We start from the raw sequence: 25456 nt of genomic DNA on the forward strand, positions 1-25456 counted from the left end.
GCTACCCCCTGCACAAGGGCGGACTCTTCGGTATCTACCGGTCGCGCGGACGTCATGACCGGGTCAGGCTAGCCTCTCTTCGATCTCGTCGTCTGAGAGAGGCTCGTAAGTTGAGTCGACTCTTTCGCGATACGCCTCGAGTAGATTAAAATTGTCGCGAGTCCAAATTTCGTGAGTTCGTTCAACGTTAAGCGGCCTCTTGTGCCGGTATGCGTCACGCCTCTTAAGATCTTTTTTGGTCGGGGCTACTGGTTTACCGTTGATGTATGCGGTCAAGTCATCTTGAATTGATCCAAGGATCTCACCCTCCCAGTACTTCCCATGGCTCATGCGCAGGTTCCGGTGCACGGCTATCTTTGGTACGAGTAGGAGGGGCCTTCTTTTCTCGTCTCCAGGGATTTTGACGTGCGGAAGGGTGATTTCTTCTTTCCCCCAAGATCCGGACGTCGCCTCCCATACCTGGAACTCAGCCTCGCCTGCCGACGCTTTAAGGGATGGATGCTTCTCCATTTGATCGTTCGTGAACTTCGCGAGGTCTCGGAAGATTAGCCGAGTTGTCAGATCTGAAACGCGGTCATTCGCGATCTCGGGAACGAATAGCGGAATATCTTCGAGTCGCTTTAGGATCGGCACCCTTAGGGTGCACAAGGGATTATCCTTGAGTGATGTCCAAATGGCATCTCCGATTTCCTCGCCTGCGCCGGAACCGTCGAACCCCTCCGCAGACATCCCTAGCCGCGTCTCTCGGGGTTCGTGGAACTGCCATAGCATTTCTCTCGCGCTTTGGTTCTGGGCGGTAGAAGAAGACAGCATGCGCTCCAGGAATCTGTCAAAGAATTCGCAGATCGAGGCGTATGCCTCGCTTGCCCAAGCGTCTCTGTTTTTCGCCCAGAAGCGAATTGCTGAGGGGTCTACGTACAGCCTGTTGTCCCGATCCACATGCACGTCGACGAAGTCGACCGGAGCGGCAATGCTGAAGTGTCCTGTCACTCGCACTTTTCCTCCTGTGGAGCGCTGCCTCGCGGAAGTCGAGCGACCCGACTCACCCCAAGATCCCCTGTTTGCGCTGTTATCTCCGTCCCGGCCCTGCCGTAAACACGAACCTTCTGAAGTCACGTGAGTCGCATCAGTTGCAGAGGAAGCGCTCAAGATCATCTCATTGACCTGCGCGCTGGATAGTCCGTGAGCTGTTGATCAGTCTTCGGCCTTAACCGCCACTCTCCCCAGCTCCCATCCCGTCCGCCGTCGACCCACACGTCTGTGGAGCGGGCGTGGTTCATGGCGTCCAGGTGGAGCGCCCAACTGGACGAACGACCTGGACGCCATGGGCCGCGTCTGCTCGGCTCTGCCTGGGTCGACGGTGGACGGGATGGGAGCCCCCCGAGATCCTCGGCGTCGCCGTCGACGCGATCGACTTCGAGACGGACACGCTCCACGTCGTCCAGCAACTCAAGCTGAGCCGCAGCAAAGCCGTGTTCGCTCCGCCCAAGGGCGGCAAGCTCCGGGACGTACCGCTTCCCGGTCCGGTCGCTGACGCGCTCCGCGCCCACATGAAGCGGTTCCCGCCGGTCGAGATCACCTTGCCGTGGAAGGTCGCGGACGGGCCGCCCGTAACCAAGCGGCTGATCTTCACCGGGCCCCGGGGCGGTCACGTCTGGCGCACTTCGCTGAACGAGGAGGCTTGGAAACGGGCGCTGGCCGGCGCCGGGGTGATCCCGGTTCCTGAGCGCGGACAGCCGTACGCCGAGTCCCGCGAAAACGGCATGCACGCACTCCGGCACTTCTACGCCTCGGTACTCCTGGACGCCGGAGAGAACATCAAGGCCCTCGCCGAGTACCTGGGTCACTCGGACCCGGGGCTGACGCTTCGTGTGTACGCGCACCTGATGCCGTCCAGCCAGGAACGCACCCGCAAGGCCGTGGCAGCCGTTTTGAACACGGCACGGCCCGAGCCACCTCGCACCTGACGGCCCAGAGACGGCCCAGGCCCAACAACGAGCCCCCTACCCGCGAAAAAACCGCAGGTAGGGGGCTTACTCGGGCCTAGTTACTTCTTGCCCTGGTTCTTGACCGCCTCGATCGCCGCCGCCGCCGCGTCCGGGTCGAGGTACGTGCCGCCCGGCTTCAGCGGCTTGAAGTCCGCGTCGAGTTCGTAGGAGAGCGGGATGCCCGTCGGGATGTTCAGGCCCGCGATGTCGGCGTCGGAGATGCCGTCGAGGTGCTTGACCAGGGCGCGCAGGCTGTTGCCGTGCGCCGCGACCAGGACCGTCCGGCCCGTCAGGAGGTCGGGGACGATGCCGTCGAACCAGTACGGGAGCATGCGCACGACGACGTCCTTGAGGCACTCCGTCTGCGGGCGCAGCTCCGGCGGGAGGGTCGCGTAGCGCGGGTCCGCGAACTGGGAGTACTCGGCGTCGCGGTCGAGCGGCGGCGGCGGGGTGTCGTAGGAGCGGCGCCAGAGCATGAACTGCTCCTCGCCGAACTCCGCGAGGGTCTGGGCCTTGTCCTTGCCCTGGAGGGCGCCGTAGTGGCGCTCGTTCAGGCGCCACGAGCGGTGGACCGGGATCCAGAGCCGGTCGGCGGACTCCAGTGCGAGCTGCGCGGTGCGGATCGCGCGCTTCTGGAGCGAGGTGTGGACCACGTCCGGGAGCAGGCCGGCGTCCTTCAGCAGCTCACCGCCGCGGATCGCCTCCTTCTCGCCCTTCTCGTTGAGGTTGACGTCCACCCAGCCGGTGAACAGGTTCTTCGCGTTCCATTCGCTCTCGCCGTGGCGGAGGAGGATCAGCTTGTACGGTGCGTCGGCCATGGGCCCCAGACTAATCGGCCCGGTCGGCCCGTGCCGATTGACGGTCGCCGTCAATCCATTGGCTCGCGCACGTACCCGGACCGTAAGTTACGGAAACCTGCCGCACCGCTTACATCACCCCCGGGGGACGCACTCATGTCAGTCACCGCGCTCAGACGTGCCGCCAGGGAGTCCGTCGCCGGGCTCCCCCGCGAGTTCTGGTGGCTGTGGACCAGCACCCTGGTGAACCGGCTCGGCGGCTTCGTCCTCACCTTCCTCGCCCTGTACCTCACCGCCCAGCGCGGCTTCTCGGCGGCGTACGCCGGTCTCGTCGCCTCGCTCATCGGGCTCGGCGGCGTCATCGCCTCGGTGCTCGGCGGGATCCTCGCCGACCGGCTCGGGCGCCGGCCCACGCTGCTCGGCGCGCAGCTCGCCACGGCCGCGACCGTCGCCGTCCTCGCCTTCGTGCGCGACCCCGTCCCCATCGCCGCGACCGGCTTCGCGCTCGGCCTCGCCTCGAACGCCTCGCGCCCCGCGATCCAGGCGATGATGGCCGACATCGTGCGCCCTGAGGACCGGGTGCGGGCGTTCTCCCTGAACTACTGGGCGATCAATCTGGGGTTCGCCGTCTCGTCCGTGTACGCCGGGTTCCTGGTCGCCCAGAGCTACACGCTCGGCTTCCTCGTCGAGGCCGGGATGACGCTCGCCTGCGCCTGCGTCGTCTTCGTGAAGGTGAAGGAGTCGCGGCCGGAGCGGACCGCCCCCGTCGCCGGCGCCGCCCTGCCGCGGCCCGTCACCATGGGGACCGTCTGGCGCGACCGGCGGTTCATGGTCATGGTCGGGCTCTCCTTCCTCGTCGCCGTCGTCTTCACGCAGAGCTCGGTGGGGCTGCCGATCGTCATGGGGCAGGAGGGGCTTTCCAGTGCGGACGTGGGGCTCGTCGCCGCCGTCAACGGCCTCATCATCGTCGTCCTGCAGATCCCGCTGACCCGGTTCATCGAACGCCGGGATCCCGGCCGCCTGTTGGCGTTCTCCTCGCTCGTGATCGGCTACGGTTTCGCGCTCACCGCGTTCGCCGGTTCCGTCGGCGCGTACGCGTTGACCGTGGCGGTGTGGACGCTCGGCGAGATGGTCAACGCTCCCACCCAGTCCGGTCTCGTCGCCCGCCTCGCCCCTGCCGAGGGCCGCGGCCGCTACCAGGGCGTCTATACGTTGTCGTGGTCCGCCGCCGCGCTGGTCGCGCCGCTGGCCGGTGGCTGGGTGCTCGACTCCGCGGGCGCGGGATGGCTGTGGGCGGGGTGCGCGGCGCTCGGCACGGTGACCGCGGTCGGGTACTGGCTGCTGATGCGCGGGCTGCCGGACCGGGACCCGGCCGCGCCGGTGGCCGCCGCCACCTCGACGGACCCCGCTCAGTCGCAGAACGCCCGTACGCAGGACGCCCGTACGCAGGACGCCGACACGCAGGGCGCCGAGACGCGGAACACCCGCCCCCGCAACGTCACCGCTTGACCGCGCACCCCGATGGGTACGGGACCGTACATGGCCGACGTCTCCCGGACCGACGAGCCGCCCAGAACCCTGGTGGACGGCGTCGAGGTCTCCGTGCCCAACAGCATTCCCGCCATCCGTGCGGCGCTCCCGCTGCGGCGCCGCACGGAGTTCGACCAGGCCATCAACGCGGCGGGGATCGGTGAGATCCACGCCGTCATGCGGCACTGGATGCTGGAGGCCGTCCCCGATCCCGCGGCCGACGCGATCCTCGTGCGGCTCGCCCGGGACGAGGCCGAGAGGCGGGGCCCGGCTTGAGCCGTCGCCGCAGGCGCAGCGCCTGCCGAATCGCGTACGCCCCGCCCGCCGACGACACCCTGGCCAAGATGGCCGATCCGGACGTCTTCCGCGCGGAGATGGCCCGCACGCTCTCGCACGACCCGTACGGGCACGGTTCCAGCTCCGTGTCGGGTGAACGCGACCGCCGTGAGGCGACGATCGGTGGCGCGATCGTCCTCTACTACGTATCGGGGACCGTGCTGACCGTGACCGTCGTGCGGATGGTGGCCCTCGGGTAGCGGGTCCGGCCCGGCCCCGGGGCGACGCCGTCAGCCGGCGGCCGCCCCGACGGGCCTCAGCGCAGGGCCCGTTGCGCCTCGTACAGGTTCGCCGGCCGCACCACGTCCCGCGTCCCGTACAGCTCCAGGCGCGCGTGCAGGTCTCCGGTGAAGTCCGGTACGTCGATCTGGCCGAACTCGCGGACCGTGTTGAGGCCCACCGTCGCACTCCACGGCGCGAGCCCGTCGATCTTCATCAGGCCCGCCCGTTCATTGGTGACCCTGATGTTCCAGTGGGTGAAGCGCGCGCCGAACAGGGGGCCCGCGGAGGCGTCGCCGCCGTGCTGACCGTCGTTGCGGACGGTGATGTCCGTACGGACGTTCGCGAACGGCAGGCCGCGGTGCGAGTCGAAGGTGCCCCGCTCCATCCGGCCGCGCGACCACACGTTGTAGGAGGAGAGCCCCTCCACGTTGATGCCGTGCAGTTGCGTGCCGGCGGGCGGTTCGACCGTGCTGCGCTCGATGGTGAAGTCCTCGACCAGGTTGTCGTGCGAGCCCTCGCGGCAGAAGTACGGGTGGTGGACGCCGCGTCCGGCGACCGTCGTGCGGCGCAGGGTGGAGGCCGAGGCGGCGACGAACCCGAAGCCGTTGTCGACGTTGCGGACCGTGACGTCGTCGGCCCAGCAGTCGTACGCGCATTGCAGCGCGACGCCGTTGTAGCCCTTGTCGAGCAGGTGCGGGGACTGCGGGGTCTCGACGGCTTCCAGGGTCAGCCCCTCGACCCCCGCGCCGGTCAGGGCCGTGACGTGCGTGGTGAGCCGCGGGTCCCACTCCGGGCGGATGTCCAGGGGCAGCGGGCGTTCGAAGGTGACCCGGTCGCGCCGCACCGAGGCGATGCGTACCGGCCACTCGTAGGGGACGTACGAGGTGAGCTTGGTCTTGTCGTCCCAGGAGTAGGCCGCGGGGCCGGGGCCGCCGCCCGCCATGTGCTCCAGGAGCGTGTGTCCTGCGTCGTCGGCGAGGCGGAGCAGGACCAGGTCGCCCGCGTGGAGCCGCGAGGCGTCGGCGACCGTCACCGACCAGGAGCCCTGCCGGGCCGGGGCGAGCGTGGTCAGTGTCCGCCACGCGTCGCGTTTGTTGCCGGTCCAGCCCTCGAACGGCCACTCCTGGGCCCTGATCGCGTCCGTGAGCGTCCGGAACCGGTCCTCGGGGCAGAGCCAGATCAGGCCGCCCGCCCAGGACCAGGACGATTTGGTGCCGCCGTAGCGGGAGCCGTAGGCGCCGATGAGTTCGGTGAGGTTCTTGGTGGCGTACAGCGTGGTGCGGCCGCTGCCCGCGCCCTGGAGCACCACGTGGTCGTGGCCGATGTGGATGAGGCCGTCGATCCGGTACGTGCCCGGGCGCAGCCGCACCGTGCCGCCGCCGGCCCGTCCGGCGGCGGCGAGGGCGCGGTTGATCGCGGGGGCGCTGTCGGTCGTGCCGTCGGCGGCGGCGCCGTAGGACTCGGCGTGGAAGATCCTTCCGGGCCGCTCGGGGCGGCCGCGGCCCGCGCGGTGGCCGGCCCGGCCGACGTAGGGGATCTGCGGGTGCGTGAAGGGGGTCCGGGCGAACTCCCGCCAGAGCGTGGGGACCTGGCCGGAGCGCGCCCCGCCCGCCGAGGCCGTCGCCACCCCCGGTCCCGCCACCGCGGCCGCCGCCACCGTGATCGCCGCGCCCAGCACGCCGCGTCTACTGATCACGCCGCGTCTACTGATGTCCCGCATCGCTGCCACCCTCCACCGACCGACGACGTATACATACATGAACGATGTTCACGTAAGTGCCGGGCGCGAGCATGCCACGGGGGCCGCGGGCACGGAAGGGGTCCCGCAGCAGGGAACGGAGAGGGGGACAGACAGCGGAGGAGGGCTACGCGGGCCGGGTTAGGTGTCGGCGTCCGCAGAAGGGCGCTGGATCAGATGCGTGAACGCGTCCAGGTTGCGTGTGGACTCACCGCGCGCGACCCGCCACTCGTACTCCCTGCGGATCGCCCCGGCGAAACCCAGCTCCAGGAGGGTGTTGAACGCGCCGTCGGCCGCCTCCAGGACCGAGCCGAGCAGCCGGTCCAGCTCCTCGGGGGTGACTGCGGCGAGCGGGAGCTTGCCCGTCAGGTAGATGTCGCCGAGGGAGTCGACCGCGTAACTCACGCCGTACAGGCGCAGATTGCGCTCCAGGAGCCAGCGGTGGACCCCGCCCTCGTTCTCGTCGGGGTGGCGGATCACGAAGGCGTTCAGGGACAGGCTGTGCTGTCCGAGGCGGAGCGAGAGCGTCGTGGAGAGCTTGCGGGTGCCGGGCAGGGTGACGACGTAGGACCCCGGCTGCGGGCACTCCCACTCCAGCTCGGCGTCCTTGAGTGTCGCCTCGACGGTCTCCGCGGCCCGGGAATGGTCAGCCATGGTGCGAGGGTACGTGACGGCGGTGTTCGTGCATGGCCGCGGTGTAGACGTCGGCCGTCGCCGCGGCCGCCGTGTCCCAGCCGAAGTGCTGGGCGTGGCGGGCCGCCGCGCCGCCCATGGCGTCCACCAGGTGGGGGTGGTCGGCGAACTCGCGCAGCACGCGCGCGTAGTGGGCCGGTTCGTGCCCCTCGACCAGGAAGCCGGTCTCTTCGTGGCGCACGGCTACGGGGAGGCCGCCGACGGACGCGGCGAGGACGGGCGTCCCCGCCGCCTGCGCCTCTATGGCGACGAGCCCGAAGGACTCGTTGTAGGACGGCATCACCAGCAGTGACGCGGCCCGGAACCAGTCCGCGAGCTGGTCCTGGCCGACCGGCGGGTGGAACCGGACGACGTCCGCGATGCCGAGCCGGGCGGCGAGCTTCTGCAGGGCCGCGGGCTTGGCGAGGCCGCTGCCGCTCGGCCCGCCGACCACCGGCACGACGATCCGCGCGCGCAGCTCCGGCCGCTCGTCGAGCAGCACGGCGACCGCCCTGAGCAGGATGTCGGGGGCCTTGAGCGGCTGGATGCGGCCCGCGAAGAGCGGCACCAGGGCGTCCTGCGGCAGCCCGAGGCGGGCGCGGGCGGCGGCGCGGCCGTCGGCGGGGCGGAACCGGTCCAGGTTCACGCCCGGGTGGACGACGGCGACCTTGCCGGGCTCGGCCTCGTAGTGGCGGACCAGCTCGCCCGCCTCCTCGGCGGTGTTCGCGATGAGCCGGTCGGCGGCGCACACGATCTGGGTCTCGCCGATGACGCGGGCGGCGGGCTCGGGGGTGTCGCCCTCGGCGAGCGCCGCGTTCTTGACCTTCGCCATGGTGTGCATCGCGTGCACGAGCGGCACACCCCAGCGCTCGGCGGCCAGCCAGCCCACGTGCCCGGAGAGCCAGTAGTGCGAGTGGACGAGGTCGTAGTAGCCGGGCCGGTGCCCCGCCCACGCCTGCATCACGCCGTGGGTGAAGGCGCACAGCTGAGCCGGCAGCTCCTCCTTGGCGAGTCCCTCGTAGGGGCCCGCGTCGACGTGGCGGACCAGGACGCCGGGGGCCAGTTCGACCTCGGGGGGCAGGCCCCCGGTGGTGGCCCGGGTGAAGATCTCCACCTCGATGTTGATCGCGGCCAGCCGCTTGGCCAGCTCCACGATGTAGACGTTCATGCCGCCCGCGTCGCCCGTGCCGGGCTGGTGCAGCGGGGAGGTGTGCACGCTGAGCATGGCGATCCGGCGCGGGCGCCGGGAGCCACCGGGGAACCTCAGCCGGGCCGGCGGGGCCCCGGTCCGACGGAACCTGGTCACGTACTGGCTCACGTGGCGGGCCCTCCTCGATGGGGCGTACAAGCGCTACAGCGGGCACGGCAAGGGGAGGGCATCGCCCTCGTCCACAGGGGGCAACACCGGAGCGGTCCGCTCCATTTCCAGTTTGCCGAATCATTACCGTCCGGGCTCGGCCGCGGGCCCTTCCCGCGCAGCGCATACCCTCGTAGCCATGAGCCCGCGCACCCCTTCCCGCCCCGTGGGGACAGTGACGCGAGGCACCACCAACCCGAACCGGCTGCGCCGCATGGACCGCTGGATCGCGGCCGTCCACGGGCCCGCGCTGCGCCGCGCCGACGACCCCGTGGCCGTCGACCTCGGCTACGGGGCGGCGCCCTGGACCGCCGTCGAACTGCTCGCCCGGCTGCGCGCGGCCGCGCCCCGCGCGCGCGTGGTCGGCATCGAGATCGAGCCCGCCCGGGTCGCCGCCGCGCAACCGTACGCGCGGGAGGGGCTCACCTTCCGGCACGGCGGCTTCGAGCTGCCCCTGACGACGGCGCCCGTACTGGTCCGGGCCGCGAACGTGCTGCGCCAGTACGACGAGGAGCAGGTCGCCGGGGTCTGGGAACGGCTCTGCGGGCGGCTCGCGCCGGACGGCCTCCTGGTGGAGGGCACCTGCGACGAGATCGGGCGGCGGCACGTGTGGGTGGCGCTGGGCCCGTCCGGCCCGCGCACGGTGACCTTCGCGACCCGGCTCGGCTCCCTGCACACCCCCTCCGACCTCGCCGAACGGCTGCCCAAGGCACTGATCCACCGCAACGTGCCGGGCGAACCGGTCCACACCTTCCTGCGCGACTTCGACCGCGCGTGGGCGGCCGCCGCGCCCTACGCCTCATACGGCGCGCGCCAGCGCTGGATCCGCACGGCGCGGACACTGGCGGGCACCTGGCCGGTGATGGACGGGCCCGCCAGGTGGCGCCAGGGGGAACTGACCGTCGCGTGGGGGGCGTTGGCTCCGCGTGCGGGGTTTGCGGGGTGACGGGGGGTGTTTGGGGGCGGGACGGGGGATGTTCGCGGGTGACGGCGGTCCGATCGGGCGGATGGCGGGCCTGCCCTCGCCGGTTGCCGGGCATCCGATCATCGGTCGCCGCGCCCCCGATCGCCGGTTGCCGGGTAATTGACCGGCCGCTGACGAGGATCCGACTGCCCAGCTGACGGCCGTCCGTCCGCGTGCCGGGCGACGGCTCTGCGATCGCCGGGTGACGGATATCCGTCCGGTCCACTGATACCGGTCCGATCGGCGGCTGGCGGCCGTCCGCCCACCGGGCGACGGGCCTGCGAGCGCCGGTCGCTGGGACTCCGGTCGCTGGGACCCCGATCGCCGGTTTCCGGGTAACCGACACCGGCCCGTTGACGAGGGCCCGATGGTCCGGCCGGTAGCCGTCCGTCCGCCAAGTGGCGGGCCTGCGAGCGTCGGCCGACGGGGCTCCGATCGCCGGTTGCCGGGCAGCCGATCGCAGATCGAGTGGCGTCTGTCCGCCGGTGGGGGGGAACGATCACCGCGCGCCGTTCGTCACACCGTGCGGGGTCTGTCGGATTCGGCGCTCGCGTGGCACGATCCCCGGAGCGCGCGAAGTTACTGACGGTAAATCAGGTGTGTCTCGGCTGTGGGGGCGGAGCGGATGAGCAAGCGGAGCACGACGACGATGGCGGCCGTGGCGCTGGTGTGTGCCGTGACCGTCCTGACGGCGCCGGGCGCGGCCTACGCGACGCCGGGCCCGCGGCCCTCCCCTTCCGGTTCCCCGTCCGGCGCGGCCGGCACCCCGCCGAGCGCGCTGCGGAACACGGACCTCGAAGCGGTCCGCAAGAAGATCGACGCGCTGTACCACGACGCCGCGGTGGCCACCGACGCGTACAACGCGGCGGAGGAGAAGGCCGACAAGCAGTCCGTCGAGATCGTGAAGCTGGCCCAGAAGATCGCCGCGGGCCGCAAGAAGCTGGACCGCCTCAAGAGCGGCGCGGGCGCGGCCGCCCGCGAGCAGTACCGCTCCGGCGGGATCCCTAGCGAGGCCCGGTTCATGCTCTCCGGCGACCCGCAGCAGTTCCTCGACCACGCGGGCCGGATGTACCAGGGCCAGCAGGCCACCAAGAACCTGCTGAGCGAGCTGACCCGCACCCAGAAGGACCTCGCCGGGTACGCCGAGGACGCCTCCGCCCGCTGGAAGGAGCTGGAGGAGGGCCGCAAGAAGAAGGCCGCGGCGAAGAAGAAGGTCGAGCGGCAGATCAAGCAGGCACAGACGCTGGAGAGCAAGCTCGAGAAGAAGGAGCGCGAGCGGCTCCAGAAGCTGGAGGAGGAGGCCGAGCGCGAGGCACAGACCGCCTGGCTCTCCTCGGGTGTCCTGAAGGAGATCGACGGCAAGGCGACGAAGGCCGGCAAGGAAGCGGTGCAGTTCGCCACCGCCCAGCTCGGCAAGCCGTACGTATGGGGGGCCGAGGGGCCGAAGTCGTACGACTGCTCGGGGCTGACCTCACAGGCGTGGGCGGCGGCGGGGCGGCCCGTCCCGCGTACGTCCCAGGAGCAGTGGAAGCAGCTGAAGCACATCACGGTGGCGGACATGCGGCCCGGCGACCTGATCATCTACCACGACGACGCGAGCCATGTCGGGATGTACATCGGGGACGGGGCGATCATCCACGCGCCGCGGCCGGGGCGGAACGTGACCGTGGCCGGGGCGGGGTCGATGGCGATACTCGGGGTCGTACGGCCCGACGCGTAGGCCTGCCGGCCGGGGGCGGGGCCCTTGGGACGCCGGTGTTGCGGGGGGGGTGCGCCGCGTGGCCGGGTGGGGTCGTTTCGCGGGTGCGGGTGGGTGGGAGCTGGGCACGCAGTTCCCCGCGCCCCTGACGGGGCTGGGGCGCGGCTCCTCTTGCCGTACCCGGCGTGATCGGTGCGGTGATCCGGGACACGTGAGCAAGCGCACTCGGCGCGGCGCGGTTCCGGGTGGCCGGCGTGATGTTCGTCATTCCCTGGTGGGGCGGCAGTGCCGCGAAGGTGCCCGATTCCGGTACCGCTTGCGGCATATGACGCCGACCGTTCGCGGCTCACCATTCCGTTGCGGCGCCACGTACCGCTAAGGTCCCCGTCTGGTGGACGAGGACCTTCGTCCCACCGCGCCCTCGGGGGAGGGAAGGAACCGAGCGATGCCCGTACCCGTACCGCGGCAGAGAGCCATCCCCGCCGTGGAAGGTGGTCAGGCTCACGCCGCCCCGACGACAGCGACCACGCAGGCCGCGCAGCCGCCCCGGCCGGGGGCCGACCACGACCGGCACGGCTCCGGCCCGGCCGCGCTGACCCTCCTGGTCATCGAGGACGACCCGGCCGGGTCCCTCAGCATCCCGGAGATGCCGGACGCCGCCGGCCGGCCGATCCGGGTCCGTACCGCCCGCAACCTCACCGAGGCCGAGCGGCTGCTCACCCATGACGTCAACTGCGTGCTGCTCGACCTCGCGCTGCCCGGCCCCAAGGCCGGCGCCGACGCGGGCAGCGACGAACTGGAGACCCTGCGCCACGTCCTGCGCCTCGCGCCCCGGCACGCCGTCCTCGCGCTGACCACGTCCGGCGACGCCGAGCGCGCCGCCGAAGCGGTCCGCGTCGGCGCCCAGGACTACCTCTTCCGCGACGAACTGGACGCGCGGCTGCTCGGCCGCGCCGTCCGCTACGCCGTGGAGCGCAAGCGCGCCGACATCGCCCAGCGCAAGCTCACCGAGTCCCGGCTGCGCGCGCAGGAGAACGCCCGGCTGGAGCGCGGCCTGCTGCCGACCCCGCTGCTGGAGGGCTCCCCGCTGCGGTTCGCGGCCCGCTACCGGCCCGGCCGCTCCCGCGCCCTGCTCGGCGGCGACTTCTACGACACCGTCCGCACCTCCGACGGCACCGTCCACGCGATGATCGGCGACGTCTGCGGGCACGGCCCCGACGAGGCGGCGCTCGGCGTCGAACTGCGGATCGCCTGGCGGGCGTTGACCTTCGCGGGCCTGTGCGGCGACGAACTGCTCTCCACCCTCCAGCAGGTCCTGGAGCACGAGCGGGAGAGCGACGAGATCTTCGCGACGCTGTGCACCGTGGACATAGCCCCGGACGGCCGCCGCGCGGGCCTGTGCCTGGCGGGCCACCCGTCCCCGCTGATCGCGAGCCCGGGCCGCCCGGCGGCGCTGCTCCCGTACGAGAACAGCGGGCCGGCCCTGGGGCTGCTGCCCAAGGCCCGCTGGCCGCGGATGCAGGTGGAGCTGGGCGCGTCCTGGAGCCTCATGCTCTACACGGACGGCCTGATCGAGGGCCGGATCGGCGAGGGCAACCAGCGCCTGGGCCAGGAGGGCATGGTGGAGCTGATCCGGCGCCGCCGGGCCGACGGCCTGCGCGGCGAGGAGCTTCTGGAGGCGGCGATGAACGAGGTCCGCGACCTCAACGGCGGCGACCTGACCGACGACGTGGCCGTCCTGCTCCTGGACCGCTGACCCGCCCCGGTCCTGCCGGGCCCGGGTGCCCGGGAGGGGCTCAGCGCCCGCCGTTGTAGGGCCCGTACGGTCCGTCGCTGCTGGAGCCGCGCCCCTTGCGGCCACCGCCGCCGGTGATCTGCCGCACGGCGGGCCGGACGTCCACCATGTACACGATGGTCGCGATCAGGCCGATGATCGGCAGGAACGACAGGATCGGGAAGAGCAGGTTCACGACGAACGCGAGTCCGAGGATGACCAGCCAGAACGGCTTGGTCTTCTTGTCCGCGGCGCGGTAGGCGTCCTCACGGCGGACGGCGGCGTCGATGAGCGCGAAGCCGCTGAAGACGATCAGGGCAAGGCTCAGCAGCCACATCACATTGGCGAACCCCTGCATCAGCACAACGCCACCACCAAAATCGTCTTCCTCGACAGTTCACACGGGAACGCTCCCGCCGGACTGCGGCCACCGTACCCGTACAACGAGCCGGGCACGCGCCGCGTGCCCAGCTCGTGACGCGGGCCCTACTTCTCGTCGGGCGCCGCGGTGTCCGTGTTCTTCTTCGCGGCGGCCGGCTTCTTGGCGGCCGCCGCCTTCTTGGCAGTGCCGGCGGTGGCGGCCTTCTTGGCCGTGGCGGCCTTCTCCGCCGACACGGCGGCGGACTCTGACTGAGGCTCCGACTGGGGCTCCGAGCGGGGCTCCGGGTCCGGCTCGACGGCGACGGCGATCTCGTTGATCTCCTCGGCCGCCTCGCCGCGCCACGCCTTCACGGCCTCCTCGCCGTGCTCGGCGACCTTCTCGTAGGCCTCCCGGGCCTTCACGGCGGCCTCGGCGGCCAGGCCCACCCCGCGCAGGGCGAGGTCCTGGGCGCTCTCGCCGAACTTCTTCAGGTCGGTGTCGAAGGCGGCGACGAACTCGGTCACCTTCGCGCTGACGGTGGCCTGGGCCTCCTTGGCGCGCGCGGCGGCCTTGTCCTGTACGTCCCTGGGGTCGGTGTTGCGCACGGCCTCGAAGCGCGCGGGCGCCTCGGCCCGCCACTGCTCGACGAGCCCGGGCACCTTCTTGGCCTGCTGGAACGCCAACTCGGCGGTACCCGCGGCGAAGTAGAGCGGGGTCGGGTCGGAGAAGGTCTTGCGCAGGTCGTCCTTGATGGCCATTGCGTGGTCCTCCCGGATCACTTCTGCTTACGTGCTCGAGGGCTCGGCATCGCCACCGGCGTCGTCGCCGGCACTGGTCCCGTTCTCATGCCTGAATGACGCGTAGATCTGCAACAGGACGTTCTTCTGACGCTCGTTCAGGGACGGATCGGCGAGGATCACCGCACGCGTCTCCACGTCGTCCCGCTCCCGCTCCGCGTCGAGAATGCCGGCGCGCACGTACAGCGTCTCGGCGGAGATCCGCAGCGCCTTGGCGACCTGCTGCAACACCTCCGCGCTCGGCTTGCGCAGCCCGCGCTCGATCTGGCTCAGATACGGGTTGGACACCCCGGCCGCGTCGGCGAGCTGCCGCAGCGACAGCTGTGCGGTGCGACGCTGCTCGCGCAGGTACTCGCCGAGACTTCCGACGTTGAGCGATGCCATGCCTTGATACTGTCGCACCCCCGCTAACTTTTGCAAGCGCCTGCTTGCAAAAGTGTCCCACGCCTCACCGCCCGGACCCTCGCCGATCCCGTACCCAGCGAAAGCGAACCACCCCCCCCTCACCCGCCCCCGAACGGCAACCCCCGCCCATGCACCACCTCCAGCCGCGACACCGCCCGGGTCAGCACCACGTACAGCCGTTCGAAGCCGCGGGGTTCCGCTTCTGTGATCGCCGCCGGTTCGACCGCGACGACGTGGTCGTACTCCAGGCCCTTGGCGACCGCGGCGCCCAGCACCGTGACCCGGGCCCCGAGCGCGTCGGGGCCCGCCGTCGCCAGCCCGGCGGCAGTCAGCGCCTCCCGGACGCGGGGCACGTCGTCCTCCGCCGCGATCACCCCGACCGAGCCCTCGTGGGCGAGCGCCCGGCGCACCGCGGCCACCACGCCGGCCGGCACGTCGGTGACCCGCGAGAGCCGTGCCTCGCCGTCCCCGCGCAGGGACCGCGCGGCCGGCACGTCGACGTCGATCCGCTCCAGGACCCGGTTGGCCAGCGCGACGACGGCGGCCGGCACCCGGAACCCGGTCGTCAGCGGCACCACCCGCGCCTCCGGCTTGCCCAGATGCCCGAGCAGGTCGTCCCAGCTCCGCGCCGCCCAGGGCGTGGTGCCCTGGGCCAGGTCGCCGAGGACGGTCAGCGAACCGTAGGAGGAGCGCCGCGCGACGGCCCGCGCCTGCATCGGCGACAGGTCCTGCGCCTCGTCGACGACGATGTGCCCGTACCCGCCGGGGCGGTCGAGCAGCCCGTCGATCTCGTCGAGCAGCACGAGGTCGGCGGCGGACCACCGGGCGGACTTGTACGAGCGCGGGGGCCGGGTCCACAGCAGGGCCCGCTGTTCGGCGCCGTCCAGCACCCCGTCGGCGGCGGCCGCCAGCGCGGCCCCGTCCGACAGCAGCCCGTACAGCACCTCCTCCGGCCGCACCCGGGGCCAGACCGCGTCCACGTACCCGCTCATCGCCCGTGACCTGCCGATCTTCTGCAGCCACAGACCGCTCGCGCTCACGCCGCGCCGCTCCGCCCGCTCCTGGATGTACCGCACGGCCCGGTTGCGTACGCGCTCGCGCCCGACGGCGTACAGCGGTTCCTCCGCGCGGACGTGGCCCACGATGCGGCGGAGTTCGGCGAGCGGCACCCGCCACCGGTACGAGCCGTCCGGGACGGCCAGGGCGTCGGTGAGGCCGTCCGCCGAGACCCGCGCGTACAGCGCGCGCCGCACCACCCGCGCCATCCGCACGTCGTGCTTGACGACGGCGGTGCTCTCGTCGTCGTGCCCGCGCACCTCGCCGCGCGCGACGAGTTCCCCGACGGTCGCCTGGCGCACGCCGCTCTCGCCGAGCGCGGGCAGCACGGCGGAGATGTAGGAGAGGAAGGTCCGGTTCGGGCCGATGACGAGGAGGCCGTCGCGGCGGACCCGCCCGGGGAAGGTGTAGAGGAGGTACGCGGCCCGGTGCAGGCCCACGGCGGTCTTGCCGGTGCCGGGCGCGCCCTGCACGCACAGCGAGGTGGTGAGCGCGGCGCGGACCAGGTCGTCCTGGTCGGGCTGGATGGTGGCGGCGATGTCCCGCATCGGTCCGACCCGGGGCCGTTCGATCTCCCCGGCGAGGATCCGGCTGCCGGTGCCCGCCTCCCCCGCGCCGAGCCGCTCGTCCTCCATGCCGGTCAGATCGGCCGACGCCCCGAGGCTGCCCGGCGCCCAGCCGAACCGGCGGCGGACGTCCACACCCTGTGGATCGTCGGCGCCCGCCTGGTAGAACGCCCGGGAGACCGGGGCCCGCCAGTCGACCACGAGGGGCGGCGCGGCCGGGTGCTCGGTGATGCGCAGCCGGCCGACGTGGTAGCTCTGCCCCGCGTGCTCGCCCGCGGCGCCGAAGTCGAGCCGGCCGAAGAACAGCGGTCCCTGCGGCAGTTCGCGCAGTTCCTTGGCGTGGCTGCGCAGCTGGTATCCGAGCACCTCGGCGTCGGCGCCGGAGGCGGAGGCGTTCTCCCCGATGACGACCTGTTCGTCGGCGCCGTCGACCATGGCGGCGAGAGCGGCGCGGCAGGTGTCGTGGAAACGGCGTTCGGCATCGAGGGAGGGCTGGCTCATCCGGCCACGGTAACCCATAAAGCGTTACCGAGTTACGTTTTTTACTTGGTAACGCCTCCAGTGACGCGGTCCGGCAGCCCCCGCTCCAGCTGCTCGAACCCCCGCTCGGCGGCGCGTACCGCGTCGGCCGCCACCGCGTCGGCCGCCTCCCCGTCCCTGATCCGCCGCACGTTCTCCTCGGCCAGGATCCGCTGCACCGCCACGATCTGCCCGGCGGCCAGCCGCGCCTCGACGGCGGGCCCGCCCAGCGCCCCGGCCAGCGCTCGTTCCGCCGCGTCCTGGTACCCGTACAACCGCGCCACCAGGGACGGTGTCCCGTACAGCAGCCGCTGGTAAGCGAGGACCGCCGGGTGGTCGCAGAGCCCGGTCACCGGATCGCGCCGCGCGAGTCCCGCGAGGAAGTGCCGCCGCAACGCCGTCAGCGGCGCCTCCCCCTCGTCGCGGCCCGCCACAATCCGGGCCGCCTCGTCCTGGTGGTCGGCGAACCGGTGCAGGACCAGGTCCTCCTTGGCCGCGAAGTGCCGGAAGACCGTCGGCTTGGACACCTCCGCCGCCGCGGCGATCTCCGCGACCGACACCTGGTCGTACCCCTTCTCCAGGAAGAGCCGGACGGCGGTGTCGGAGAGCGTCTGGCGGGTCCGCCGCTTCTTGCGCTCCCGCAGGCCGGGGGCGGCGGAGGCCGGGGCGGGGGTCGGGGTGGTCATGGGAAGGAGGGTACGCAGGCGGGGCCGCGCGGTTCACCGCGGTGGCGTCCGGCGCGACAGCCAGGTGCGCAACGCCGTCCCGACGGCCCGGGCCGACGGGACGGAGTGAATGCCGAGCGGGCCGGCGCCGCGGACGAGGACACCGTGCAGCTTGCGGGCCACCTCCGGCAGGCGCGCGGCACCCGCCCGGGCGCCCGCCCCGTCCGCCAGGGTGAGCGCCGACCTGATGACATCGGTGAACACCGACTGCGCCCGCTTGTAGCCGAGCAAAACGGGCAGATCCTCGTCCAGCCCGCGCGCGCCCGTCCTCCCCAGCGTCCCGCGCCACAGTTCGACGACCCGGCGCCGCTGGGACCGCGGGTAGTCCATCAGGTGCAGATGGGTGGCCAGGTCGTACAGCGGGTCTCCGAACATGGCCAACTCCCAGTCGATGACCCAGAGTTCGCCGGACCGGTCCAGGATGAGGTTCTCCCGGTGCAGGTCCGCGTGGAGCAGGGTGAAGGGGCGCTCCCGCAGGTCGGCGGCGCGCTCCCGCAGATACTTGAAGGCGACTTCGTGCACGCCGAGCGCGGCGAACAGGGCCCCGTACTCGTCCTGGCGCGCGCGGTACACCTGCGTCTCCGTGAAATGGACGAGCCGCGTCAGAAAACCCGCCGAGTCGCCGTCCGGCACCCGGTCCTCGGGCGCGCACACGCACTTCACGGTCACCGTCGCGGGCCGGATCCGCGCCAGCTCGCCCACGACTTCGAGGACCTGCCGGACCAACCGCTCCGGCACGGCGCTCCCCGCCCCGTAACGGGACCCCAGGGTGGTGCCCTCGATGAAGCGCTGCAACCGCACGCCCCCGGTCTCGATCAGCTCAGGGATCCGGGCGACGCGACCGTTCAACGCCTCGACCACGACTTCTTCCGAGGCGAAACAGCGCCGGTCGAACCAGAAGAGACCCTCGCGCGGCTCCCGGCACTTCCAGCGGACGGCCTCCCCGCACGCCCCGGGGACGCCGACGGTGGCGTCGAGGGAGATCACGTAGGTCTCGTGGTGGTACCCCTTCAGCGGGCCCTCGATCTTCGGCCCGCCCCGGTTCAGGGCGGCAGCCGTGCGTCCGGCTGCCGAGGTCGCTTCCCATGCCATCGTTCGTTCTTCCACCCGCGTCCGGCGCCCACGCCACACCGGCGCTGGTGAACGCTACTCCGTACCAGGAGCACCACGTGGCCGAAGCCCCACCCCACCGGGGCGATGGCCCCTCACGGGGGTACGGGTGGCCGCGCGTGCGAGTCCCTCACACGAACCCGAGCGAGTCCGTGACCAACAGGGCCGGACCGCACAGGCCCCCGGCTCAGCCGCGTCCCCCCACGTGGTCCCAGACCCCGTCGAACATCGTCTGCTCGGCCTGGACGAAGGCGCTCTCGTCGCCCTCGCCCGCCGCGTCGAAGAGGAACATCGGGGTGTCGAACCCCTCCACGTCGCACAGCGGGACCGGGTTCGCCCCGTCGTAGTCCTCGATCTCCCGCAGGAAGGTGCCCGGGATGTAGTGGCCGACCAGGGCCACCCGGCGGTTGAGGAGGTACGCCTTGCGGCACGGTGTGCCCCGCGTGTACCGGAAGTCGACGCGCGCGTCGATGCCGCTGCGGCGCAGGCCCGCGATGGTGTTGGTCAGGACCATGTGCTGGGCCGCCCGCTGCGCGGCGCTGCGCTGCTTGACGGCCGCGTCGAGCTTCTCGTCGTGGCCCCAGCCCTTGTCCGGCGAGGGGTAGTCGAGGTCCTGGTCCAGCAGGGGCAGCAGGACCCGCAGATGCACCGACTCGGGCCGGTCCGTGCCCTCGTACACCCGGCGCAGCGGCTCACCCAGCGCCGTCATCAGCGTCTCCGCCGTCAGGCACGCCACGTCGACGCGGACCCGCGGCTCCCCGAACGCCGCCACCAGCCGCGGGCCCAGGATGCTGCGCGCCGCCCGCGAGCCCTGCCTCGACGGCACCGCCGCGACATGGGGCGGGCTGCCCTTGCTCACGTGCGTCAGCAGGCCGTCCGCCTGGAGGCGCTGCAACGCCTGCCGGATCGCGCCGCGCTCCACGCCGAACTGCTCGGCGAGCGCGGCTTGGGTGGGCAGCCGGTCGCCCGCTTTCAGCGCTCCCTCTTTGATGCGCTTGCGCAGGGCGCCGGCGATGTCGTCGGGGGTGGTCCTGGGGGCGGGGCCGTTCTCGTCGTTCACCGCGCCACTCCCTCCCGCGCTGCCAAGTCCCGACAACTCTACGTCAGTTGGCAGCCAACTCCCCCCGCCGTGCACCAGGGAAACGGAATGCGCGGGTCAGGGGACGGGCGGGCGCGGCGGGGTGCGCAGGAGGGTCAGGACCGTCTCCAGGGAAGCGACCACGTGCCGTGCCCCGGCCTCCCGCAGCAGGGCGGCCTTGCGCTCGTTGTGGGCGTACCCGAGGAAGGGGACCCCGGCGGCCCGCGCGGCGAGCAGGTCCGTGGGGGCGTCGCCGATCATCAGCGCGGTGGCCGGGGCGGCGCCCATGGCGCTCAGCGCGCGCAGCAGGCAGTACGGGTCGGGCTTGAGGAGCCGGAGGTCCTGGGTGCGGCCGTAGATGTGCGGCTCGAAACAGGAGGCGAGGCCCCGCCCCTCCAGGTACCGGCGGGCGGCCTCCGCCGCGTTGTTGGTGGTGACGGCGAGCCGGGCGCCGACCGCGGCCCAGGTGCGGATCAGCGGGTCGGCGTGCGCGGTGGGCCACGCCGAGCGGACCGCCCGCAGCTCCTGAGCGGTGAGCCGCCTTTCCATCTCGATGACCAGGTCGCTGTCCGGGCGCTGCTGTGCCAGGCTGCGCAGCGCGCAGTGCGGGTCGTCGTCGACGCGCTCGGCCGGCGTCAGCGCCTCGCCCAGCCCCTGGGCGTCCAGCCAGCGGACCTGCTCCCGCGCGATCAGCGGCGCCGGCCGGCCGGCGAAGAGCCGGCAGATCGGCCCGTCGAAGTCGAAGAGCACGTGGCGGGCGCCCCCGACCAGTGCGGCCAGCCGCTGCTTCTCGGTCGACTCCCCTGCCGCGTCCGCCGCTTCGGCCACCGGCACATTCTGCTTCGTCGCGTCTGAAGTCACTAGGAGAGTGTCAGGTCGGACGTGATGGTTTCCCAGAGGGCGGTGAACCACTTCTGCGACTCCTCCACGAACGACCGGTCCCGGTGCCCCGCCCGCTTCTCGAAGGAGAACAGCAGTGCCTGGGAGCCGGTGGCGGCGTACATCTCCAGTTTCGTACCGCTGTCGATCTCCTCCTCACGACGCGTGACCATGTAGTACGACAGCAGCGCCTCCTCGTCGTTGAGCAGGTAGAGCTTGACCGGCGGGGTGAACGGCAGCGCGCGGAAGGTGACCTGGACGTCGATGCCGTGGGAGGAGCGCAGGGAGCGCAGGTTGTGCCGCAGGACCTGCCCCTGGGCGTTGCGGGTGGCGAGCCAGCGCTCGTGGACCGCCTCGTCGTCGGCCCGGTCGGTGCCGGCCGCGCCGTCCGGGACCGGCACCGGGAAGGCGAGGTCGATGTCCCGGCCGGGCAGCAGGATGCGGACGTCGATCGTCTCGGGGCGCATCCGCCCCTCGTGGATGAGGCGCAACGGTTCGCCCAGGGCCAGCATCAGGGTCTCGGAGGTCAGGCAGACGGCGTCGATACGGACCTGGGGGCGGGCGAACGCGTCCACCAGGCGGGGGGCGAGCGCGACCATGGTGGGCCGGGGTTCGTCCCGGCCGGGCGCCGTGGTGGCGATGCGCGGCGGGCTGCCCTTGCTGATGTTGCTCAGGAGGCCGTCGGTCTGCAGCAGGTGGAGCGCCTGGCGGACCGTGCCGCGCTCCACGCCGAACTCGTCGGCCAGCGTGGCCTGGGTGGGAAGCCGGTCGCCCGGCTTCAGCCGGCCCGCCCTGATCCGCTCGCGCAGCCGGTCCGCGATCTCCTGGGGGGAGAGTCTGCCGCTTCCGTTCAGTGTCGCGTCTGCCATGTCAGCCATGTCTGCCACGCTCCCGGGTCACGACCAAACGGTACAACTCTCTTCCACTTGGCGGGAGTTGTCGGAGACTTGTTTACCGCTGGCCACCAAATGGGCACAACCATAGTGTAGTTGGTCGCCAACTTGGACCAACCGGCATCACCGAGAACCGCCCGCACGTACGGACCGACGTCGACGCAGGAGGAAACGTCATGGCTGTGCTGAGCCTCCTCTCCGCGGTGTTCGTGATCACCTTTGAGCAGCTCGTCCAGTGGCGCTACGGGCCGGCCGGCATCGCCGGTCTGCTCCTGCTGACCATCGGCGCCAAGACCCGGAACGCCACGTGCAGTTCCCTCGGCGGCGCGCTGCTCGCGATCATGGTGGCAGGACCCGCGCTCCAGTGACCGGGTGACCGACCCGCTCCCCGCCTCAGGAACCGAAGCTCAGCTCCGTGCTGATCGTGTTCCACAGGCTGTCGAACCACAGATGGGACTGCTCGACAAAGGTCGTGTCGCGCGACCCCGCCCCCTGCCGGAAGGCGAAGAGCATCTGCCGCACCCCCTGCGCGTCATAGACGTCGACCCGCTCCTGGCCGACCAACTCCCCGCGCCGGGTCAGCGTGTAGTACGCGAAGAGCGCCTCGGCGTTGTTGAGCAGGTAGAGCTTGACCGGCGGGGTGAACGGCAGGGCCCGGAAGGCGACCTGGACGTCGATGCCGTGCGTGGTGCGCAAGGCCAGCAGGTTGTGCCGCAGCACCTGCCCCTGCGCGTTGCGCTGCTGCAGCCAGTAGTGCTGCAACCGGTCGCCCGTCACCCCGTCCGCGCCGACCGCCGCGTCGGCCGGGGCGGGGAAGGCGAGGTCGATGTCGCGGCTCGGCAGCAGCACCCGCACCCGCACCCTGGCCGGTTTTATGCGGCCCGCGTGGATGTGGCGCAGCGGCTCGCCCATCGCGAGGGTCAGCGAGACCGAGGTGAGGCACAGGGCGTCGATCTCCACGTCCTGGCGCCGGAACGCCGCCGCGACCTTCTGGGAGAGCGTGACCATCGTGGGCTGCGGGGACGCCGCGGGGCCGTCGAGCTGGGCCGCGGTGGGCTCCGCGACGGTGGCCGGGCTGCCCTTGGAGACGTTGGCCAGCAACTGCTCGGCCTGGAGGACGCGGAGCGCCTGGCGGACGGCGGACCGCTCCACCCCGAAGTCGTCGGCCAGCTGCGCCTGCGTGGGCATCCGCTGGCCGGGACGGAGCCGCCCGGCCCGGATCCGGGCGCGCAACTCGTCGGCCACCTCGCGGTACGTCCACTGCTCCCGCGGCGGCCGGGCTCCCCCATTGGCGGCGGCAGGCTCCCCACTCACATGCGAACCCTACAACTTCCCGCCATCTTTGGGGAGTTGAGGAGAAGGTGGTTATGAGTCGCCCCGCAGCGGAGATAAGTACAGATGAGTTGGTGACCAACTTGAGCGACATGGTCAGACAGCAACGGGGGTTGGCGTCGGCCATGGATGTTGGTCTACGCCAGCGCCGTGGGGCGCGAGTTGGTCACCGCTCGGACCCGAAGGGGGTAAGTCCCATGCCGGTCTTCGCCATCCTCATCGCCGCTCTCGCCATCGGATTCGAACAGCTCATCCAGTGGAAGTACGGCCCGATGGGCATCATCGCTTTCGTCGTGCTCTCCGTCGGCATCAAAGCCAAGAACACCACCATCAGCGGCATCGGCGCGGCCATCCTCGTCCTGCTGTTGGCCCAGAGCGGCTGACCGGGCTCCCCTCCGGAGGGGAGCCGGGGGCCCGGTCGGTCCACCAACACCGCGGCCGCGCGGGCCGGTGTTCAGAAAGTTCAGAACACGTCGGGGCACCATGGCCTGCGCGGCGTACGGAGCAGGGCGTCGGCGGCCCGGGCGGCGCCCGCCTCCTCCTCCACCAGGCGGCCCAGGGCGGCAAGCCGTACGGCGGACGCGTCGCCCAGCCACAGGGCGCTCAGCTCGCCGATGTCCAGGGTGAGCTGGGCGGCGGCGGCGCTCGGCGCACAGACCGCGCCGTCGGGCGTCGCCGCGAGACGGAACCGCCCGCCGGCGAGCCCGGCCCGGTCGCGCACCTCCAGGACCAGCTCGCCGCTCGCCCCGTACGCGCGCGCCTCCAGCGCCCGTACGACGTCCAGGATCCGCACCCACAGGAAGTCGGCCTGGGTCACGACGCGGGCGGCGCGCGGATCGGGCAGCAGCTCCGGCACCAGGTCGTCCGGGGCGCGGCCGTCGGTGCGGACCGTGGTGACCCAGTCGACCGAGCAGAGGTGGTGCCACAGCGCCCGCTCGGCGGCCGGGGTGACACCGGTCAGCCGCACCACGGTCGCCGTGTTCGCCGGCGCCTTGGCGGCGTTCCAGTGGCCGTCGGACCGGTACTCGACCAGCCCCTCCACCTCGCCGCGGGCGGAGCGGTACACCGCGTAGAAGGGCTCGGTCCAGTCGTCCTCGGGCGTCCGCTCCACGCCCGTCTCGTCCTGCCACCAGAAGGCGTCCCTGCTGACGACGCCGGCGACGCGGGCGCGCAGCCGCTCGTGCAGGGCGGGCCCGATCCGGCGCACCTCGTCGGGGCCGGCCGGGTCGATCCGGCCGCCGTCGTCCGGCCCCGGCCGGCGCGGGTCGAGCCCGGCCCGCGCCACGTCGATCTCCCACTGCGTGGTAGTGGCCGCGGGCCCGAACCCGTAGCGCCCGTAGATCCGGTACTCGGCGGCGATGAGGGTCGCGGCGACGTCGCCGCGCTCCTTCGCCTCGGCGAGGTCGGCGGCCATCATGCGGCTGAGCAGGCCGCGGCGGCGGTGGGTGGCGGTGACGGTGACGTTCGTGATCGCGTCGGTGGGAACCCTCGCCCCGCCGGGGACGCTCAGCTCCTGCGCGAAGGAGCGGAAGGTGGCGACCTGCCGGGTGCCGGTCCCGTCGCCCGTGGGGGCGAAGGCGGCGCGGGTGCGGGCGAGGTCGAATCGGGCGAGACGCCGGGCCACCGTCCAGGGCGTCGTGGTGGGAGGGCGCAGGAACCCGGCGTTGAGCGCGCGGCTCCACTCCGCCATCTCGTCCTCGGTGATGGGCCGTACGTCGATGTCTGCGGCGGCGCTGGGGATCATGCGATCCACGGTAGGACGGGCCGGGCGGGGCGTCGCGCGAATATGTCGGCGCCCCCTGGTGTCCCGGACGGCGGGTGACGCGGGCCGGGGCGGGGCCCGGCTACGGCTACGGGCCGCCGTGACCCGCTCGCGCCCGCCACCTCACGCCCGCAAGCCCGGGAACCGGGGTCAGCCGCCCACCAGCAGGTCCTCCACCTGCGCCTCCCCCTCGCGGTAGCGGCGGGCGATCTCCGCGCTGCAGTCGTCCGCCGTGCGCTGCAACTGCTGCCGGCGCCGCGAGACCTGCTGCTCGTAGCGGACGAGGCGTCCCATCGCCGTGTGCAGCTCGCCGTCGGTGCGGGCCGCCAGGTCCGAGAGCTCGACCTCAGAGAGCATCTCGGCGGCCAGCCGCCGGAACTCCTCGCTGTGCGGGGTGCCGACCGTGACGTGCCGGGCCGAGGAGCGCGTCCGCGTCGGCTGGTCCCGCAGGATCTCCGAGAGCCGGTCCACGACGGGCGCCTCCGGGTCGCGGCGCCGGCCCAACTCCGCGCGGAGGATGTCGATCCGGCCCTGGAGCAGCCGCCGCACGTAGCTCAGATCCGCCTCGTCCTGCTGCGACTCCCGGCGCACCCGGCGCAGTTCGGGCAGGCGCAGCGCGGTCAGGTCGTGCTGGGGAACGGCGGGCAGCTCCGGGCTGCCGACCCGCTGCGCCGGCGGCCGGGCCAGCGGGGCGACCCGGCCGCTGTGCGTCAGGGAGACCGGGCCCCCGGGCGGGCTCGTGCTCGGTGTGTGGCTCATGGCGTGAACATCCATGGTGTGCTTACCGTCCCCTCGACCGGACCTACGCCGTGCGCCACCGGCGCACCACGTCTGAGCATGGTGCCACTCTCGATGCCCGCTCTGTGCGCGAGTACCCCATATCGGCCCCAGATGGG

The 25456-nt window shown here is 72.0% G+C and carries 25 protein-coding genes and 1 pseudogene; 9 read left to right on the forward strand and 17 right to left on the reverse strand.

The window, feature by feature from the left end:
* Window positions 1–63: 63 nt before the first annotated feature.
* The gene (locus ABZY33_RS13270; protein WP_356491644.1) at window positions 64–990 is read right to left on the reverse strand and encodes a hypothetical protein; all 927 of its coding nucleotides are present in this window, start codon (window positions 988–990) and stop codon (window positions 64–66) included.
* A gap of 392 nt (window positions 991–1382) precedes the next feature.
* On the opposite strand from ABZY33_RS13270, the pseudogene ABZY33_RS13275 reads away from it, so the two are divergent.
* Window positions 1383–1967, forward strand: a pseudogene (locus tag ABZY33_RS13275) (tyrosine-type recombinase/integrase); the annotation flags it as partial.
* A gap of 80 nt (window positions 1968–2047) precedes the next feature.
* Here ABZY33_RS13275 and ABZY33_RS13280 read toward each other — a convergent pair.
* On the reverse strand, window positions 2048–2806 hold the full coding sequence (locus ABZY33_RS13280) for a phosphoglyceromutase (protein ID WP_356491645.1): 759 nt from the start codon (window positions 2804–2806) through the stop codon (window positions 2048–2050).
* Window positions 2807–2941: 135 nt separating this feature from the next.
* Between ABZY33_RS13280 and ABZY33_RS13285 the strand changes: the two genes are divergently transcribed.
* The 3 genes from ABZY33_RS13285 to ABZY33_RS13295 all read left to right on the forward strand — a co-directional run bounded on the left by ABZY33_RS13285 (window position 2942) and on the right by ABZY33_RS13295 (window position 4851).
* Window positions 2942–4294 (forward strand): MFS transporter, encoded by a 1353-nt coding sequence (locus tag ABZY33_RS13285; RefSeq protein ID WP_356491646.1) that lies wholly within the window; start codon window positions 2942–2944, stop codon window positions 4292–4294.
* 30 nt (window positions 4295–4324) lie between these two features.
* The gene (locus tag ABZY33_RS13290; RefSeq protein ID WP_356491647.1) at window positions 4325–4591 is read left to right on the forward strand and encodes a hypothetical protein; all 267 of its coding nucleotides are present in this window, start codon (window positions 4325–4327) and stop codon (window positions 4589–4591) included.
* A gap of 68 nt (window positions 4592–4659) precedes the next feature.
* Entirely contained in the window at window positions 4660–4851 is a 192-nt protein-coding gene (locus tag ABZY33_RS13295) for a hypothetical protein (protein ID WP_356491648.1), read from the forward strand.
* Window positions 4852–4907: 56 nt separating this feature from the next.
* Here ABZY33_RS13295 and ABZY33_RS13300 read toward each other — a convergent pair whose 3' ends face one another.
* The 3 genes from ABZY33_RS13300 to mshA form a co-directional block, all read right to left on the reverse strand.
* Window positions 4908–6593 carry a glycosyl hydrolase family 28-related protein gene (locus ABZY33_RS13300; protein ID WP_356491649.1) on the reverse strand — a complete coding sequence of 562 codons (1686 nt, stop codon included), beginning with the start codon at window positions 6591–6593 and terminating at the stop codon, window positions 4908–4910.
* Between the two features lie 159 nt (window positions 6594–6752).
* Complete coding sequence (locus ABZY33_RS13305) at window positions 6753–7265, reverse strand: YbjN domain-containing protein (protein WP_356491650.1); 513 nt, start codon at window positions 7263–7265, stop codon at window positions 6753–6755.
* Complete coding sequence (mshA, locus tag ABZY33_RS13310; RefSeq protein ID WP_356491651.1) at window positions 7258–8601, reverse strand: D-inositol-3-phosphate glycosyltransferase; 1344 nt, start codon at window positions 8599–8601, stop codon at window positions 7258–7260. The genes ABZY33_RS13305 and mshA overlap by 8 nt, the downstream gene beginning before the upstream one ends.
* 178 nt (window positions 8602–8779) lie before the next feature.
* Here mshA and ABZY33_RS13315 point away from each other — a divergent pair, with 178 nt between their 5' ends.
* The 3 genes from ABZY33_RS13315 (at window position 8780) to ABZY33_RS13325 (ending at window position 13059) form a co-directional block, all read left to right on the forward strand.
* Window positions 8780–9586 (forward strand): class I SAM-dependent methyltransferase, encoded by an 807-nt coding sequence (locus ABZY33_RS13315; protein ID WP_356491652.1) that lies wholly within the window; start codon window positions 8780–8782, stop codon window positions 9584–9586.
* Window positions 9587–10229: 643 nt separating this feature from the next.
* A complete protein-coding gene (locus tag ABZY33_RS13320; RefSeq protein WP_356491653.1) occupies window positions 10230–11324 on the forward strand; it encodes an NlpC/P60 family protein in 1095 nt (364 codons plus the stop codon).
* 424 nt (window positions 11325–11748) lie between these two features.
* Window positions 11749–13059: a SpoIIE family protein phosphatase gene (locus ABZY33_RS13325; RefSeq protein ID WP_356491654.1), complete on the forward strand. Its 1311-nt coding sequence runs from the start codon at window positions 11749–11751 to the stop codon at window positions 13057–13059.
* Between the two features lie 40 nt (window positions 13060–13099).
* Here ABZY33_RS13325 and ABZY33_RS13330 read toward each other — a convergent pair whose 3' ends face one another.
* The 9 genes from ABZY33_RS13330 to ABZY33_RS13370 form a co-directional block, all read right to left on the reverse strand.
* On the reverse strand, window positions 13100–13435 hold the full coding sequence (locus tag ABZY33_RS13330) for a DUF2516 family protein (protein ID WP_356491720.1): 336 nt from the start codon (window positions 13433–13435) through the stop codon (window positions 13100–13102).
* A 128-nt stretch (window positions 13436–13563) separates the two neighbouring features.
* The gene (locus tag ABZY33_RS13335; RefSeq protein WP_356491655.1) at window positions 13564–14196 is read right to left on the reverse strand and encodes a hypothetical protein; all 633 of its coding nucleotides are present in this window, start codon (window positions 14194–14196) and stop codon (window positions 13564–13566) included.
* A 27-nt stretch (window positions 14197–14223) separates the two neighbouring features.
* Window positions 14224–14619, reverse strand: coding sequence for a helix-turn-helix transcriptional regulator (locus ABZY33_RS13340; RefSeq protein ID WP_356491656.1), 396 nt, complete (start codon window positions 14617–14619; stop codon window positions 14224–14226).
* A gap of 119 nt (window positions 14620–14738) precedes the next feature.
* On the reverse strand, window positions 14739–16763 hold the full coding sequence (locus ABZY33_RS13345; RefSeq protein ID WP_356491657.1) for an AAA family ATPase: 2025 nt from the start codon (window positions 16761–16763) through the stop codon (window positions 14739–14741).
* 41 nt (window positions 16764–16804) lie between these two features.
* The gene (locus ABZY33_RS13350; protein WP_356491658.1) at window positions 16805–17467 is read right to left on the reverse strand and encodes a TetR/AcrR family transcriptional regulator; all 663 of its coding nucleotides are present in this window, start codon (window positions 17465–17467) and stop codon (window positions 16805–16807) included.
* 33 nt (window positions 17468–17500) lie between these two features.
* Window positions 17501–18598, reverse strand: a complete 1098-nt coding sequence (locus ABZY33_RS13355) for a phosphotransferase (RefSeq protein WP_356491659.1) — start codon at window positions 18596–18598, stop codon at window positions 17501–17503.
* 205 nt (window positions 18599–18803) lie between these two features.
* Complete coding sequence (locus ABZY33_RS13360) at window positions 18804–19676, reverse strand: GntR family transcriptional regulator (RefSeq protein WP_356491660.1); 873 nt, start codon at window positions 19674–19676, stop codon at window positions 18804–18806.
* A 96-nt stretch (window positions 19677–19772) separates the two neighbouring features.
* Window positions 19773–20555, reverse strand: a complete 783-nt coding sequence (locus ABZY33_RS13365) for an HAD family hydrolase (RefSeq protein WP_356491661.1) — start codon at window positions 20553–20555, stop codon at window positions 19773–19775.
* Window positions 20555–21451, reverse strand: coding sequence for a winged helix-turn-helix domain-containing protein (locus ABZY33_RS13370; protein ID WP_356491662.1), 897 nt, complete (start codon window positions 21449–21451; stop codon window positions 20555–20557). The genes ABZY33_RS13365 and ABZY33_RS13370 overlap by 1 nt, the downstream gene beginning before the upstream one ends.
* Window positions 21452–21642: 191 nt before the next feature.
* On the opposite strand from ABZY33_RS13370, the gene ABZY33_RS13375 reads away from it, so the two are divergent.
* A complete protein-coding gene (locus tag ABZY33_RS13375; RefSeq protein ID WP_356491663.1) occupies window positions 21643–21834 on the forward strand; it encodes a hypothetical protein in 192 nt (63 codons plus the stop codon).
* A gap of 25 nt (window positions 21835–21859) precedes the next feature.
* On the opposite strand, the gene ABZY33_RS13380 is transcribed toward ABZY33_RS13375, so the two are convergent.
* Window positions 21860–22780, reverse strand: a complete 921-nt coding sequence (locus ABZY33_RS13380) for a GntR family transcriptional regulator (RefSeq protein ID WP_356491664.1) — start codon at window positions 22778–22780, stop codon at window positions 21860–21862.
* Between the two features lie 215 nt (window positions 22781–22995).
* Between ABZY33_RS13380 and ABZY33_RS13385 the strand changes: the two genes are divergently transcribed.
* Complete coding sequence (locus ABZY33_RS13385) at window positions 22996–23181, forward strand: hypothetical protein (RefSeq protein ID WP_356491665.1); 186 nt, start codon at window positions 22996–22998, stop codon at window positions 23179–23181.
* Window positions 23182–23261: 80 nt separating this feature from the next.
* On the opposite strand, the gene ABZY33_RS13390 is transcribed toward ABZY33_RS13385, so the two are convergent.
* Both ABZY33_RS13390 and ABZY33_RS13395 read right to left on the reverse strand, forming a co-directional pair.
* Window positions 23262–24542, reverse strand: a complete 1281-nt coding sequence (locus tag ABZY33_RS13390) for a GNAT family N-acetyltransferase (protein WP_356491666.1) — start codon at window positions 24540–24542, stop codon at window positions 23262–23264.
* Between the two features lie 168 nt (window positions 24543–24710).
* On the reverse strand, window positions 24711–25319 hold the full coding sequence (locus tag ABZY33_RS13395) for an ABC transporter substrate-binding protein (protein ID WP_356491667.1): 609 nt from the start codon (window positions 25317–25319) through the stop codon (window positions 24711–24713).
* Window positions 25320–25456: the final 137 nt, after the last annotated feature.

This window comes from Streptomyces sp. NPDC006552 (genome assembly GCF_040611655.1).
GTDB lineage: Bacteria > Actinomycetota > Actinomycetes > Streptomycetales > Streptomycetaceae > Streptomyces.